Raw genomic sequence first — 14750 nt, 5'->3', positions numbered from 1 at the left:
GGCGAGAAAATGTTCAGTAGGATACTTCACAAATCATCATACGTTGACGGCAGGCTGGCGTTACGCTTGCCACGGTAAAATGCCGTGCGGCAAGCGTCGCGTCAGGCGTGTGGCAACCGCCATTAATAAGCAAACCACCACAATCATCAGGCAGCCCACCGCCGCCGCCAGCGACGCGGATCCGCCTTCATCAAGGAATACGATGGTCGGTCCGATGGTTTGCGTTTGCGAGGTGACCAGCAGCACCGAAACCTGGATTTCATTCAGCGCGGTGAGAAACACCAGCACGCTGCCCGCCAGCGCCGACGGTGCCGCCAGTGGCAATAAGATGTCGCGCATGCGGCGCAGAAAACCGGCGCCGCACAAACGTGCCGCTTCATCTAATGCCGGTTCCAGCTGGGCGAATCCGGCCAGCGTTGGGCGCAGCACCAGCGCGAGGAAGTTCGCCAGATAGGCGGCAAGGATGATCCACACCGTGCCATACAGCGAGACATTGACGATCGGCAGCGGACGCAGGAAGAACAGCATCGCCGCTACGCCGGTGACAATGCCCGGCAGCGCGTAAGTCAGTTCACTCGCCAGCCACAAACCGCGCACTAATTTGGTTCGCCGCCAGCTGAGGAAATAGGCGAGAAACAGCGCGCAAACCGTTAAAATCAGCGCCGCCAGCGTGGTCAATCCGAGGCTGGTGAGAAACGCCTGTCGCACCGCCGGATAACCCCACAACGCGGCGCGGAAGTTCTCCAGCGTCAGCGTTTGCCAGCTCAGCGCCTGGCCAAAACCGCTGGTGAGCGCGGTGATCAACAGCGCGCTGAGCGGCAACAGCAAGGTCAGCGCCATCCACAGCCAGGCGACGCCCTCAACCGCCATACGCCCGCGCCCCAGCGATTGCTGCCACAGGCGCGGTGCACCGTTGACGCGCACATCATGGCGTCCGCCCAACCAGGCGCTGGCCGCCATGCCCGCCAGCGTAATTACCGCAATCAATAACGCATACACCGCGGTGTTTGGCAGCGCGCTCGGACCAATGCCATTCAACTGCTGATACACCAGCGTGATCAGCGTTGGCACGCGCGCCGGAATCCCCAGCATCGCCTGAATACCGAAGTTGCCCGCCGCCGCAACGAAGGTCAGCGCGGCACCGGCAAAAATTGCCGGGCGCGCCAGCGGCAGCACAATGGTGAACAGGATGCGCGCGCGTGACGCACCGCTGGCCTGGGCCGCTTCCACCAAGTCGGCGGGCAAGCGGCGCAAACCGGCGCGCACGGTGAGGAACACCAACGGCGCATTGTGCGTGCCGAGCAGCAGCACAATGCCGGTTAAGGAGTAGAGCGGCTGCTCGCCGGGCGCAAACCACGGCAACTCAAGCGTGGCGAACAGCAGCGCCAGCGGACTGCTCGGAGCCAGCGCCTGCAGCCAGGCCAGCGCCGTCACCTGCGGCGGAATCATCAGCGGCAGGATAAACGCAAACACCCACGCGGTTTTGGCGCGCAGATCGCTAAGCGCCACCAGCCACGCAGCGGCAGTGCCGAGCACCACGGAAATCAGAGTAGAACTGAGCGCGATGAGCAACGTATTGCCGCTGGCGATCAACACGCGATCGCTCGCCAGCAGGCGCGTTAAGCGTGCGATATCCGGCACGCCGCTGGGCGCAATGGCGGTCCACACCAGCCGCATCAGCGGCGCCACCGACAGCAAACCAATCAGCAGCACCAGCAGCGCCAGAATCAGCCGTTCGCTGTTAACGCGCGGCGCTTTGCGCGTCACATTGCGCCATTCGTTGCTCAACACGCTCATGCTTAGCCACCAAACAGCGCGCTGAACCGATCGCGCACTGCCGCATCTTCTTTGATCGCTTTCGCCACGTCCGGCGACAGCAGCTTGATTTTATTGATCGGCGTGAAACCTGCCGGTGCTGAGACGCGATCATCCACCGGACGGTTGCCCTGCTCGACCACCAGCTTCTGGCCTGGCTCGGAAAGCATAAAGTTAACGAAGGCTTTGGCGGCCGGCAGGTTGTGCGCGGTTTTCATGATGGCAACCGGTTCGGTGACATATGACACCCCCTCTTTGGGATAGACCAGATCCACCGGCGAACCCTTTTTCTTCGCCAGAATCACGTCGGCGTCGGTGATGATGCCGTACTTATCCAGCCCGCTGGCGACCGCCTTCAGCGCCGGGCCGTTGCCGCCCTGCGGCGCGATGCCGATGGCCGCCAACTTTTTGTAGAAGCTCCAGCCAATCGATGGCGTGTTGATATCGGTGTGCAGCTTGTAGAGTGCCGCGCCGGAGTAAAGCGGGCTTGGTACCGCAATCTGCCCTTTGTTGGCTTCCACCGCCAGCGCGTTCCAGCTATCAATCGGCTGCGCATGCTGGGTGTTGTAGGCAATTACCGTGGCGATGATTTTGGTGCCGAAGAAGGTTTTGTCTTTGTCATAGAACGATGGATTGATGTGGCTGAGCGGCGCATCGCTGTAGCTGTAGAGATGGTTTTCGTTTTTCAGCGCGCCGAGGTTGATGGCGTCGGCAATCAGCAGCACATCCGGCCTGGCTTCGCCGCTCATCATTTCGGTGCGCAGCACGTTCATTAACTGCGTGGTGCCGTTGCGCGTCCACTCGACCTGCACATTGGGATAGGCGGCTTTAAACGCATCCATGGTTTGCTGGGCAATTTCGGGTGCCTGCGAGGTATAAACCACCAATTTCCCTGCTGGCGCCTCGTCGGCAAAGCTGGCGGCAGAGATCACGAATCCACTGGCTAACATCAACACGTTTAACGTCGTACGCATAGCATTTCCCTGAAGGTTTAGAAGATTAAGAAGGAAGAATCCAGCCGTCACGCAGCGCCACACCCACGGTGGCGTCGACAACGGGTAAAGGCTGATCGGCCAGCAGCAGCGTGATGCTGCATTCGGGCGCGGCCAGCGGCGTCACGTTGAGCTGATAGTGGCCGCCGCGATAGATCACCCGCTGCACGCGCGCGGCAAACTGTGGTTCGCCCGGCGCGGCTAAGTGGAAATCGACTGCGTGAAAACTGGCTTGCGCCTGCGGCTGCGGGCGCTGATGCGGCGCGCAGCGTAACGACACGCGCAGGCCGCACAGCGTGGCATAAGCGCGGCCCTCGCCGAGCGGTTCGATATCGCTGATCGGCAGCACTTTGCCGTCGTCAATAAAGCGCGCGACCATGGCGTTCGCCGGTTCGCGCCACAGCGTTTGCGGCGTGGCGAACTGCATCACACGGCCGGCATCCATCACCACGATGCGATCGGCCAGCGCCATCGCTTCATGCTGATCGTGGGTAATGTAGAGCAAGGTGGCGTGACTGTGCTGATGGAAGCGGCGGAACTCCTCTTCCATGGTGGCGCGCAGGTGGACATCGAGGTTGGCGAGCGGCTCATCGAGCAGAACTAAGGTCGGTTGCGCCACTAAACAGCGCGCCAGCGCCACGCGCTGACGCTGACCGCCGGAGAGATCGGCGGGACGACGGGCGGCGAACGCTTCCAATCCCACCAGCTCCAGCGCCTGCTGCGTGCGGCGCTCGCGCTCGGCACGCGCGACGCCGTTCACTTTCAGGCTGTAGGAAACATTTTCCGCCACCGTCATATGCGGCCACAGTGCGTAGCTCTGGAACACCACGCCAAGCTGACGATCTTCCGGAGGCAGATGCACGCCCGGCGCAGCGAAGCAGCGTTCGCCCACGTGGATCTCTCCGGCATCGGCGGTTTCAAAACCGGCCAGCAGGCGCAGCAAGGTGGTTTTGCCGCAGCCTGACGGGCCCAATACGGCGATAAATTCTCCCTGCGCAATCTGCAGCGAGATGTCTTGCAATACCGGCTGCGCCGCAAAGGATTTGCGCAGCCCGCGCAGTGTGATTGATGCCATGTTTCTGGCCTTTCGCTAACCGTCCGGCTAAGACCCTACGACACTGTGATGACGATTCCATGACATTGAGGCTGGTCGCCATTCATCGCGACCGATTCACAGATGCATGCCGATATAGCGCTCATAACGTGCGGGCTTCACTCGCGTGAGATCCACCAGCACTAAGCCATCAATACAATTGTTGAAATCCGGATCGCTGCCGAAATCGATAAACTGCACGCCGCCCGGCTCGCACACCTCGGAATATTGCTTGTAGAGCGTGGGAATGGCGGTGCCGAGATTCGCCAGCAGATGTTTCAACCGGCGTAAATCTTCGCTGTAATTATCGCCGGTGAACTGCGCCAGCACTTCCGGTAACGAGGCTGGATAAGGGCGGCGTGAAGTCGCCAGCGGCAGTTCGGTAGGGAAATAGAGACGATAGAACGCTACCAGCAGATCGCGCGCCGCCAGCGGCATGCCGCCCGAGATCGAGACCGGACCAAATAAGTAGCGGGTTTCGGGATATTTAGCGATGTAGGCACCAATGCCCATCCACAGATAATCGAGGCCGCGTTTGCCCCAATAGGCAGGCTGAATAAAACTGCGGCCCAGCTCCAGCCCCTGATTGATGATCGGCAACATGCGCTCGTCGTAGTGAAACAGGCTGTCGCTGTAGATGCCTTCCAGCCCACGACGCTCCAGCTGCTCGGCGCCCGGAATAAAGCGATAGGCGCCGACGATCTCCAGCGCATCGTCGTCCCACAGAATCAGATGATAGTAATCGTCATCGTATTTATCGAGGTCGCGACGACGCCCGCTACCCTCACCCACCGCGCGGAATGCCACTTCCCGTAAGCGCCCGAGCTCACGCAGCAGCGGCACCCAGCTGGCACCGTTGCGTCGCCACAGGTAGATCTGCTTGCCATCCGGCAGCGTGCCGAGTCGCTCGCTCTCCATCAGCGCTTTTTTCAGTTCGGCGCGATCTTCCGGCCGCGCAATCGCCGCTTCGGTCTGAAACAAGCCGCGTCGTCCCTGACCAATGCGATACAGATGTTTGCGCAGCCGCTTCGCCAGCTCTTTGCCCGGCGTGTGGCCATCATGCCAGTTGGCAAACGGGATCTGTTCGCCGATGTGCAACTTAATGCGCGAACCGCGCTGACGAAACATTTCGCGTACCAGCATCAGTAACGCGAGCGGCGAGGCAATTTTTGCGGCGGCGTAAAATGCCAGGCTGTTGCGCCCCACCACGTGCACTGGCACGATGGGCGCGCGAGCGCGGGCCGCGAGGCGTAAGAAGCTGTGATGCCAGTGACGATCGCGCACGCCTCGGCTGGAAAGGCGCGACACTTCACCCGCCGGGAAGATAATCAGCACGCCCTGATTATCGAGATGCTGCTGCATGCGCGTTAGCTGTTCGCGGCTGGTACGGTTGCCCATGTTATCCACCGGCAACATCATGTTGTTGATCGGCTCCAGCATCATCAACATGCGGTTGGCGACAATTTTCACATCGCGTCGCACCTGCGAAACCGCCGCCAGCAATGCTAAACCATCCAGCGCACCGAGCGGATGGTTGGCAACAATCACCACCGGGCCACGCGTGGGAATCTGCTCCAAATCGCGCTCGCTCAGTTCACAGCGCACATCAAGATGCTCCAGTACCTGCTCCACCATATCCACGCCTTTCAGATGACGATAGCGGGCGGCAAACGCCTGGAATTCATGTTCGCGAACTGCCCATTTCAGGGCGCTTTTCTGCCAGTTTGCCGGTTGATGACCTGGCCAGTAGGTATCGAGAAGCTGATCAACGGAAAACATCATTCACCTTTTACACGCAGCGGTTTATCGCCTCGACGTTAAAACGGCTTGTTTTCAGATTTATGACTGCGGCGTCGTGAAAGCCTAAAAAGCAGCCACTTGCATTGTTCTTGCGCATAAAAAACAAAAACTCACCTTAAAACCCCAAATTCAAGACATGACTTAAAGCTTATTGTTAAGCAGCGTGAATTAATCTGGTCACACCAGTTAAATTGTTTGTTAAAGGGTGTTTTAACTTTGCGTTTATTTTTTATTTTTTCCTCTGGGCTACACATATGATTCATTCGGTATTTATTGTTGATGACCATCCGTTAATCTGTACGGGCATTCAGGCATTACTGCAGTCATATCACTACGCCATCGCTGGCACTGCTAATAAAAGCGATCTGTTAATTACCGAGCTGCATAGGACACGTCCGGACGTTTTGCTGCTCGATCTCACCATGCCTGGACGCGCTGGCATTCCGTTGATTACAGATATCAAGCGCGCGTTGCCAGACCTCAAAATCATTGTTTATACCGCTTCAGAAAGCCTTTTTTATCAACGATGTTGCTTGCAATTAGGCGTGGAAGGCTATGTGTGTAAACGCGGCAATTTAGACACTCTCCTTACCGCAATAAAAGAGGTGGAATGTGGTAAGCGTTTTTATCCGGTAACGGAGGAAGCGGCAGAGGTAAACGAGTTAATTGAGAGTGAAAAATTGATGAGCCTGACGCGCCGGGAACTGATGGTATTGGTAAAACTGGCGTCGGGAATGACAAATAAAGAGATCGCCTCACAATTACAACTCAGTAGTAAAACCGTGAGTACCTATAAAATAAAAATCCTGCGTAAATTAGGTTTAAAAGGGATTAGTGGCATTAATATGACAGCAAAATTGAATGAGTTAGTGTGAAAAACCTGGTCGCCATGAATGGCGACCCCACTCAATTAGAGTTTTAACGGTGGCAGCTGCGAAAACACGCTCAACAATCCTTTGCTCCACAGCTGACGAATTTGTGAAAAATAGGGATGCTGTTCGGTGATGTGATATTGCTCGCTATCGCTGAAACTGTCGGTGCGATAGACCATCACATCCAGCGGTAATCCCACCGAAATATTACTCGCTAACGTGGAATCCATTGAAATCAACGCACACTGCATCGCCTGACTGAGCGGCGTTTCATAGCGCAGCACGCGATCAATAATCGGTTTGCCGTACTTGCTCTCACCAATCTGGAAATAAGGCGTATCAACGCTGGCTTCGATGAAATTGCCCTGCGGATAGATCTGGAACAGACGCGGCTCCTCGCCACGAATCTGTCCCCCCAGCAGCAGCGTGCCGCCAAACTCCTCGCCATCGCGCTTGATCACCTCGCGCAGCGTTTCACCTACCATCAACGCAATGTCATACAGCGATCGTCCATTCAGCAAATTAGGTTGATCGTTATCGCCGTTATGCCGTCGCAGCAGGCTCAGCACGCTCTGCGTGGTAGCCAGATTGCCAGCGCTTTGCAGCACCAGCGTGCGTTCATCATCGACCTGAAACACATGCAATTTACGGAACGAGGAAATATGATCGACGCCCGCATTGGTCCGCGAATCAGAGACAAAAATCATCCCTGACGATAAACGCATTGCCACACAATAAGTCATAGTTACGCCTGTTCTGATTACTGCTGCGCATGCACCTGAAGCACCGCAGCCACCGCCAGCATATCTTCACCGCCGCCGCCCAGCCGCATACCGCGCACCGGACAGGCATCGAGATAATCCACACCAACCGCCAGACGTAAATGCTGGCGGGTGCTGCGGGTATTATTGGTGATATCAAAGCTGTGCCAACTGCCATCCAGCCAGGCTTCAACCCAGGCGTGAGTGGCGACGTGCTCAACGTTTTCAGTATAGAGATAGCCGCTTACATAGCGCGCCGGAATTCCCAGAGTGCGACAGCAGGCGAGAAACACGTGGCTGTGATCCTGGCAAACGCCGCTGCCTGCGGCAAATACTTTCGCGGCGGTATCAGTTACCTGGGTGCTGCCGGGACGATACGGCATCTTCAGCAGCAATTCATCCATCAACTTTTCCAGGCTGGCGAGCGGCTTTTCCGGCCGCCAGTAGCGCTGGGCAAACTCGCGGATCTCGGGATTGGGCAGCGTCAGCGGCGTGGCGCGCAGAAACACCAGCGGCGACAACGCGCACTCCGGATCGGGTGCCCACTCGCCGGCATCAAGGATCTCCACCACACCGCGCGCGGCGATATCGAGTTGCTGATGCGGCGTATCCAGCGTTAGCACATGCATCACGTTGCCGTAAGCATCCTGCGTGCAGGTGGCTGCGCAGGGCAGCTCCAAATCCCACGAGATAATTTGCTGATGCACCGAATTTTGCGGCGTCAAACGCAGATACTGGGTGCTGAGTGTCACCTGCTGCTCGTAGGCGTAACGGGTTTTGTGCTCGATGTTCAGTCTCATTTCGCCTCCAGATAGGTGTGATTGATGCTGTCTGCCAGCGCGTTCAGGCGCGTCAGGAATGCATTGAGCCAGTGCGTTAACCCTTCCTGGGTCAGGCTTTCCCAGGTACTAAACCTGATTTCCGCCAGCAGCACGGTGATCAGATAACGCGGACGATCTTCGCCGCTGCTGCCGATCTGCTCGAGCTGGGTAGCGATCTCATCAATACAGGAGTGCAGCGATCGCGGACTTTCACTGCGCAGGATCAGCATCTCATTCACCAGATCCGGTAACAGCTGCTGCTTAAAGATGGCGTTGTAGGCTTCACGCGCCGACACCGCGCGCAGCAAGGTATCGAGGCGATAATATTCGCGCACCGAATCGGACTGTTGTTCCAGCAGTTGCTGATTGACGCTCAGCAAACGCGCGGTGCCGTCGCTGCGCTCCATCAGCGTGCCGATGCGGATAAAACTCATGGCATCACCGCGCAGCAAGGTGCCGAACATCGCGCCACGAAACAGGTGCGAGCGCTCTTTCACCCAATCGAAAAAGCTATCGGCGTTGGCGCTGGTAATACCGCGCCGCCGCGTATTGCGCATCTCAATCCACGTCGAGTTGATGCTCTCCCACACTTCCGACGACAAACTGCCGCGCACCGCATGCGCGTTGTTCCACGCCTCCTGCCAGCAGCTGAAAATGCTGCACGGATTGCGATCATCGAGGGCGAAAAAGTTGAACAGCTGCGGCATGGTGAAGCGGCCGTTGAGGGTTTCAAACAGTTCACGCGTGCCGGTGAGATTAAGCGGCAGCAGCAGATCGTCGCCCTGGTCACCGCGCACCGGCATTAACGACAAACGGTTGGTCACGTCTAACACGCGAGCAAGTTGTTCTGCGCGCTCAAGATAGCGCGCCATCCAATAGAGGCCACTGGCCGTGCGGCTTAGCATGATGCGTCATCCTCCAGAACCCACGTGTCCTTGGTGCCACCGCCCTGCGACGAGTTCACCACCAGCGAACCTTCGTTCAGCGCCACGCGGGTTAAGCCGCCGGGCACCAGACGAATATCCGCGCCGCACAGCGCAAACGGGCGCAGATCGATGTGGCGCGGCGCGAGGCCGTTGTCGATAAAGGTTGGACACGTGGAGAGCGATAGCGTGTCCTGCGCGATGTAGTTTTCCGGGCGCGCTTTGAGGCGATCGCGGAAATCACTCAGCTCCTGCTGGCTCGCCACCGGGCCAATCAACATGCCGTAACCGCCTGCGCCGTGCACCTCTTTCACCACCATTTTCGCCAGGTTGGCCAGCACATAGGTGAGATCCTGCGGTTTGCGGCATTGCCAGGTGGGTACGTTATTGAGGATCGGATCCTCATCGAGATAGAAACGGATCATGTCCGGTACGTACGGATAGATCGATTTGTCATCGGCGACGCCGGTGCCGATCGCGTTCGCCAGCACCACGTTGCCGGATCGATACACCGACAACAAGCCCGGCACGCCGAGCATCGAATCCGGGCGGAACGCCAGTGGATCGAGGAAGGCATCATCAACGCGACGATAGATCACATCGACTTTGCACGGCCCGGCGGTGGTACGCATCATCACCGCGCCATCTTTGACGAACAGATCGGCGCTCTCCACCAGCTCAACGCCCATCTGCTGCGCGAGGAAGCTGTGCTCGAAGTAGGCGCTGTTAAAGCGGCCCGGCGTCAGCACCACCACCACCGGATCGTTGACCGGCGAGCTTTCCCGCAGGGTTTGCAGCAGATGCGAAGGATAACGCTCTACCGGCGCGATGTGCTGCCCGGCGAACAGTTCCGGATAGAGGCGCATCATCATCTTGCGGTTCTCCAACATATAGGAGACGCCAGACGGCGTGCGCAGATTGTCCTCGAGTACGTAATATTCGCCGTCGTTATTGCGCACCATGTCTACCCCAACAATGTGCGCGTAGATGTGGCGATGCAGATCAACGCCTTGCATGCAGGGCTGATATTGATCGTTCACCAGCACCTGTTCAGCGGGCACGATGCCGGCTTTGAGGATCAGTTGCTGATGGTAGATGTCGTGCAGGAAGGCGTTGAGGGCTTGTACCCGCTGGCGAATGCCGCGATCGAGCATCGCCCACTCGCTGGCAGGAATGATGCGCGGCACGCTGTCGAAAGGAATTAAACGTTCCGCGCCGCCGTCATCACCGTAGACGTTGAAGGTGATGCCGACGCGATGAAACAGCAGTTCCGCTTCTTCACGTTTGCGCGCCACGGCCTCTTTGTCCGCCTGTTGTAACCATTCCCAGTATTGCTGGTAGTGAGCGCGGTGTTGGCCATCGCTCAGCCACATCTCATCATAGAATTGTGATGCTATCTGGTAGCTTTCTTTCATGATTTACCCGGCGCTTGTCAGAGGACCTCACTCTCTCCTGCACAAACTGTGCCAGAGGCTTGCCCCGGCAGGCACACGCGCCGCATCAACGGAAATGGCTGTTTTGCACTTTACTGGTGCATTAGCTGCTGCGCGATTGGCAGCCAGATCTCCGTCATCGCGCCTTCGCCACCGGTAAAAGGATCGCGGGATGGCAGCGGCACCTGCTGGATCTTCTCCTTCGACGCACGTAAACGCGACGGCTCATCACGCACGGTTTCCGGGGACATGCCTTCAGGATAGGCGCCAACGGTGAAAAAATCCTCTGAGGCAAATACCTGTTTGTGGCCGACACCCGCCGGGATCAGTACCGCATCGCCTTCACGCAGCGTCACCATGCGACCGCTGTCGCCGCCGAACAGCACTTCCGCCCAGCCAGCCGCAACACCCAGCACTTCATGGGTGTTCGGATGGTAATGCGTATAAGGAAAGATCGGCGCACGCCATGCGGCGGGCCAGCCGTTGCGGGTAAAGGTTTTTTCAAACCAGGCGGCGCTGTCTTCCGTCGGATTTTCATCGTCATACGGCACAATGCCGGGCCAGATGATCAGCGGCAGCGGGCTGTTGGGCACGCCGCCCGACGGCAGCGATAACATCAGATGTTGCGGATTGCTGGAGGATCCAGCGGAAAAGGTGCCGGCGGCGAAAGACATCAGTAACAGCAGGCTGGAGTGGTTGGCAGTCATACTCTTTCTCCGGTTAATCACGATGCTTAATTGTGGCTTACCAAAGTGGCATTGCAATGTGCGCCCACCAACAAAATTCACAAAAAAGAATGATTTAGCTAACTAAAGCCAAATTTATTAGCAACATAATTAACATCTCGTGCGGGTGAATGAGGATCGCCATAACTGGCGCGCATTTATGCGCACCAGGCCGCAAAGCGGCATGAATTTAATGCAAAAAAAACCGGTGGATTTCGCCACCGGCCGAATCAAAAAAAGCGATTCAAAGGCACTGACAGGTTATCGCAGGCGCTCAGCGATAGGTTTCACAACGTTCTCCCCTTCGCGGCCATAAAACTGGAACAGGGTTTCTGCAGCGGCATCGGTTAACACCAGAATTTCAATGCGGCGATTACGCGCACTCATGGGATCGTTATGATCTCGCGGCATGCGTGACGCCATGGCATTAACCTGCAATACGCGCGCACTCTCCAGCCCGCCACGCTCCAGCGCGCGGCGTGCCGCCAGCGCACGATCGCCAGACAGATTCCAGTTGTTGTAGGCGGCGTTGCCACTGTACTGCGCGGCATCGGTGTGGCCGCTGATCATGATTTTGTTGTCGATGCGGTTAAACACCGGGCCGAGCTCGGTAAGCAGTTTCTGGAAGAATGGCGTTAGTACCGCGCTACCGCGTGGGAACATCATGCGATCCTGATCGTCCTGAATCAGAATGCGCAGCCCTTGTGGCAAGGTTTCCAGCATCAGGTAATTTTGCGCGTTATAGCTGTTGATCATCCGTTGCAGCTGGTTGTGTAACAACACCAACTCCGCATCCGAGCGTGACAGCACGCTGTCTAAATCTTCCTGTGGCTTGCTGCCGGCGTTCAAACTGATGTCAGCCTTACCTTGGCTGACAGTCGCTGTTTGCGTCGGCGGGGAAATTGCCATGGTTTCGCCGATAATCGCCGATCCGCCGGAGTTCTCAACGTCAAAAGGATTGAAATTGGTGCCATCAAAAACCGACGTGCCGTTCAATTGCGCGACGATCTCTTTACGCTCCTCTTCACTCACCGCGCCCATGATCCACAGCACCATAAACAGCGCCATCATCGCCAACGTGAAGTCCGCAAAGGCCACTTTCCACGCGCCGCCATGATGCGCATGGTGTGCCTTTTTGCCGCCGCGTTTGATGATCAACTTTGTGGTGGTCACCAAAGGTGCCGAACGTATATCTGAAGTCTCGGCGCGCTTTACGCTTGATGCGTTGCCAGGCAAACAGATGGCGATCGATGCCGATCTCAATGCCGGGTTAATCAATCAGGAACAGGCGCGCACGCGTCGCCAGGATGTGGCAAACGAAGCCGACTTCTACGGTGCAATGGATGGCGCGTCCAAATTCGTACGCGGCGACGCCATCGCCGGCATCATGATCCTGCTGATTAACGTGGTTGGCGGTATTTTGATTGGCGTGTTCAAGTACGGTTTACCGGCAGGACAAGCGTTTGAACAATATGTCCTGCTGACCATCGGTGATGGCCTGGTCGGACAAATTCCTTCACTGCTGCTCTCAACGGCGGCGGCGATTATCGTGACGCGCATCAGCGATGGTGCGGACATGGGCGATGACATCAAGTCTCAGCTGCTGGCTAAGCCAGGTACGCTATATACCGCTGCGGCCGTGATGTTTGTGCTGGCGGTGGTGCCGGGCATGCCTCATCTGGTGTTCCTGGTATTTACCGGCCTGCTGCTGTTCGCTGCGTGGCGTCAAAGCCAGAAAATCAAAGCGCCGACGCAAGATCATCACGCTATGGAAGCGATCAACCAGGCGCTGACGCAGCCGGACGATCAGCCCGCCATCGGTTGGGACACTATCCCGATGGTTGAGCCGATCGGGCTGAATCTCGGCTACAAGCTGGTGACGCTGGTGGATAAAGGCAAAGGTGCGCCGCTGACGCTGCGTATGCGTGGCGTGCGGCAAGTGGTGTCAGAAACCAGCGGCGTACTGCTGCCGGAGATTGCGCTGCGCGAGGATTTCCACCTCAAGCCGGCGCAGTACGCAATCAAGATCAATGGCGTGCGCACCGCCGTCGGCGAAGTGCATGCCGATCGTCTGATGGCAATCCCGACGCCAGAACAGTACGGCGAAATCGATGGCGTATTAGATACCGATCCGGCCTACGGCATGGCGGTGACGTGGATTCTGCCCGAGCAGAAAGCCAAAGCGCTGAACCTGGGTTATCAGGTGGTGGATTGCGCCAGCGTGGTGGCCACCCATGTGAATAAAGTGGTGCGCGAGAATCTGCCGGAGCTGTTTAACTACGATGACATCACTCAGCTGCATCAGCGTCTGGCGAATGTGGCGCCTAAGCTGTCGGAAGATGTGAACGCAGCGGTGAACTACAGCTTGCAGCTGAAAGTGTATCGTCTGCTGCTGAACGATCAGGTGTCGCTGAAAGACATCACCACCATCGCGACGACGTTGCTGGAGAGCGCGGCGATCACCAAAGATCCGATCCTGCTGACTTCCGATGTGCGCTATGCCCTGCGTCGCGCCATGGTGGCGGCGATTGCGCCGGACAACAAACCGCTGTCGGCTTATACGCTGGAAAACAGCCTGGAGAATCTGCTGCTGGCGGCGCTGAATCAGGCACAGCAAGCCGGCAAAGTGGCGCTGGATAGCTTCCCGGTTGATCCGAATATCCTGACGCAGCTGCAGAGCACGCTGCCGGTGATGGTGGAGCAGTTGAAAGCGCAGAACCTGACGCAGGTGCTGCTGGTAACACCGCAATTGCGCCCGCTGATTGCGCGCTACGCCCGTCTGTTTGCCAATGGATTGAATGTGTTGTCGTACAACGAAGTGCCCGATGATGCGAATTTGCAGATTGTGGGTCAGGTGAGTTAGATCGTGCTGGCTGTCACAGATTGTGCTGGCTGTCCCCCATCCCGGCCTTCCCCCGCAAGCGGGGGAAGGAGACGCTGCCACATGCCAGTGCTGAAGCTGCATGTGGCAGCATCTTCCTCCCCCATTTATGGGGGAGGACCGAGGAGGGGGACAGCAAGCACCAACCGAGGAGGGGGACAGCGAGCACGAGCGAATTCGAACACCCGGCACTATCCCATCAACGCCGCCATAATCACCGCAAAAACCGCGTCCGGCTGCAGCATCACCTCATGATTCCAAAATCTCAGCACCCGCCAGCCATGTCTATTTAACCGTTGCGTACGTTCATCGTCATATCTGATAGTTTCACCATGTTGCGATCCATCAAGTTCAATCGCTAGCCGCTTCTCCAGGCAGGCGAAATCCAAAATATACGGGCCGAAAGGGTTCTGTCGGCGAAATCGCATACCGCCACATTGTCTGGCACGCAGCAGAGACCATAGCTTTCGCTCTGCCGGGGTCATGTTATTTCTCAGTCCCTTCGCGCGCAGCACATGATGTCGCATGTTATTCATCCTGAAAAAGCGCATCTTGTTTCCGCAATGGCTCAATCTCAACGCATGCAGTGCAATCTTGAGCAACACATCGCAACTGTTATAAAAAAACACAGCGA

Annotated in this window: 12 protein-coding genes and 1 pseudogene; 2 read left to right on the top strand and 11 right to left on the bottom strand. The window is 57.3% G+C overall.

The features are described from left to right. Positions 1-60: 60 nt before the first annotated feature. The 4 genes from PZBJ_RS06790 to olsF all read right to left on the bottom strand — a co-directional run bounded on the left by PZBJ_RS06790 (position 61) and on the right by olsF (position 5679). The gene (locus PZBJ_RS06790) at positions 61-1797 is read right to left on the bottom strand and encodes an ABC transporter permease (protein WP_101761819.1); all 1737 of its coding nucleotides are present in this window, start codon (positions 1795-1797) and stop codon (positions 61-63) included. A 2-nt stretch (positions 1798-1799) separates the two neighbouring features. Beyond that, positions 1800-2765, bottom strand: coding sequence for an ABC transporter substrate-binding protein (locus tag PZBJ_RS06785; RefSeq protein ID WP_240632900.1), 966 nt, complete (start codon positions 2763-2765; stop codon positions 1800-1802). A gap of 49 nt (positions 2766-2814) precedes the next feature. Next, positions 2815-3882: an ABC transporter ATP-binding protein gene (locus PZBJ_RS06780; protein WP_101761817.1), complete on the bottom strand. Its 1068-nt coding sequence runs from the start codon at positions 3880-3882 to the stop codon at positions 2815-2817. Positions 3883-3978: 96 nt separating this feature from the next. Continuing rightward, the gene (gene olsF / locus PZBJ_RS06775; protein WP_101761816.1) at positions 3979-5679 is read right to left on the bottom strand and encodes a bifunctional ornithine lipid synthase OlsF; all 1701 of its coding nucleotides are present in this window, start codon (positions 5677-5679) and stop codon (positions 3979-3981) included. 275 nt (positions 5680-5954) lie between these two features. Between olsF and PZBJ_RS06770 the strand changes: the two genes are divergently transcribed. Further along, positions 5955-6575, top strand: coding sequence for a response regulator (locus PZBJ_RS06770; RefSeq protein ID WP_101761815.1), 621 nt, complete (start codon positions 5955-5957; stop codon positions 6573-6575). A 35-nt stretch (positions 6576-6610) separates the two neighbouring features. On the opposite strand, the gene PZBJ_RS06765 is transcribed toward PZBJ_RS06770, so the two are convergent. The 6 genes from PZBJ_RS06765 to PZBJ_RS06740 form a co-directional block, all read right to left on the bottom strand. After that, a complete protein-coding gene (locus PZBJ_RS06765) occupies positions 6611-7315 on the bottom strand; it encodes a proteasome-type protease (protein ID WP_101761814.1) in 705 nt (234 codons plus the stop codon). Positions 7316-7332: 17 nt separating this feature from the next. Next, entirely contained in the window at positions 7333-8133 is an 801-nt protein-coding gene (locus PZBJ_RS06760; protein ID WP_101761813.1) for a transglutaminase family protein, read from the bottom strand. Continuing rightward, complete coding sequence (locus PZBJ_RS06755) at positions 8130-9059, bottom strand: alpha-E domain-containing protein (protein ID WP_101761812.1); 930 nt, start codon at positions 9057-9059, stop codon at positions 8130-8132. The genes PZBJ_RS06760 and PZBJ_RS06755 overlap by 4 nt, the downstream gene beginning before the upstream one ends. Then, the gene (locus PZBJ_RS06750; protein WP_101761811.1) at positions 9053-10492 is read right to left on the bottom strand and encodes a circularly permuted type 2 ATP-grasp protein; all 1440 of its coding nucleotides are present in this window, start codon (positions 10490-10492) and stop codon (positions 9053-9055) included. The genes PZBJ_RS06755 and PZBJ_RS06750 overlap by 7 nt, the downstream gene beginning before the upstream one ends. A 110-nt stretch (positions 10493-10602) precedes the next feature. Further along, positions 10603-11217, bottom strand: a complete 615-nt coding sequence (locus PZBJ_RS06745; protein WP_101761810.1) for a cupin domain-containing protein — start codon at positions 11215-11217, stop codon at positions 10603-10605. 279 nt (positions 11218-11496) lie between these two features. Beyond that, positions 11497-12411 carry a flagellar motor protein MotB gene (locus PZBJ_RS06740; protein ID WP_101762018.1) on the bottom strand — a complete coding sequence of 305 codons (915 nt, stop codon included), beginning with the start codon at positions 12409-12411 and terminating at the stop codon, positions 11497-11499. Here PZBJ_RS06740 and PZBJ_RS06735 point away from each other — a divergent pair. Then, a pseudogene (locus PZBJ_RS06735) lies at positions 12383-14098 on the top strand (flagellar biosynthesis protein FlhA); the annotation flags it as partial. The gene PZBJ_RS06740 and the pseudogene PZBJ_RS06735 overlap by 29 nt on opposite strands. A 209-nt stretch (positions 14099-14307) precedes the next feature. Here the strand turns inward: PZBJ_RS06735 and PZBJ_RS06730 are convergent. Next, positions 14308-14745 carry an endonuclease domain-containing protein gene (locus PZBJ_RS06730; protein ID WP_240632894.1) on the bottom strand — a complete coding sequence of 146 codons (438 nt, stop codon included), beginning with the start codon at positions 14743-14745 and terminating at the stop codon, positions 14308-14310. Positions 14746-14750: the final 5 nt, after the last annotated feature.

Source organism: Pantoea endophytica (genome assembly GCF_002858935.1).
Taxonomy (GTDB): Bacteria; Pseudomonadota; Gammaproteobacteria; order Enterobacterales; family Enterobacteriaceae; genus Pantoea; species Pantoea leporis.
The sequence above is the reverse complement of the archived record's forward strand: the minus strand, read 5'-3'. Positions and strand labels throughout refer to the sequence as shown.

Excerpts from the sequence above, each read along its gene's own strand:
- olsF (WP_101761816.1), bottom strand. The coding sequence starts at position 5,679 with ATGTTTTCCGTTGATCAGCTTCTCGATACCTACTGGCCAGGTCATCAA.
- PZBJ_RS06765 (WP_101761814.1), bottom strand. The coding sequence starts at position 7,315 with ATGACTTATTGTGTGGCAATGCGTTTATCGTCAGGGATGATTTTTGTC.
- PZBJ_RS06755 (WP_101761812.1), bottom strand. The coding sequence starts at position 9,059 with ATGCTAAGCCGCACGGCCAGTGGCCTCTATTGGATGGCGCGCTATCTT.
- PZBJ_RS06760 (WP_101761813.1), bottom strand. The coding sequence starts at position 8,133 with ATGAGACTGAACATCGAGCACAAAACCCGTTACGCCTACGAGCAGCAG.
- PZBJ_RS06785 (WP_240632900.1), bottom strand. The coding sequence starts at position 2,765 with ATGTTAGCCAGTGGATTCGTGATCTCTGCCGCCAGCTTTGCCGACGAG.
- PZBJ_RS06790 (WP_101761819.1), bottom strand. The coding sequence starts at position 1,797 with ATGAGCGTGTTGAGCAACGAATGGCGCAATGTGACGCGCAAAGCGCCG.
- PZBJ_RS06750 (WP_101761811.1), bottom strand. The coding sequence starts at position 10,492 with ATGAAAGAAAGCTACCAGATAGCATCACAATTCTATGATGAGATGTGG.
- PZBJ_RS06745 (WP_101761810.1), bottom strand. The coding sequence starts at position 11,217 with ATGACTGCCAACCACTCCAGCCTGCTGTTACTGATGTCTTTCGCCGCC.
- PZBJ_RS06780 (WP_101761817.1), bottom strand. The coding sequence starts at position 3,882 with ATGGCATCAATCACACTGCGCGGGCTGCGCAAATCCTTTGCGGCGCAG.
- PZBJ_RS06770 (WP_101761815.1), top strand. The coding sequence starts at position 5,955 with ATGATTCATTCGGTATTTATTGTTGATGACCATCCGTTAATCTGTACG.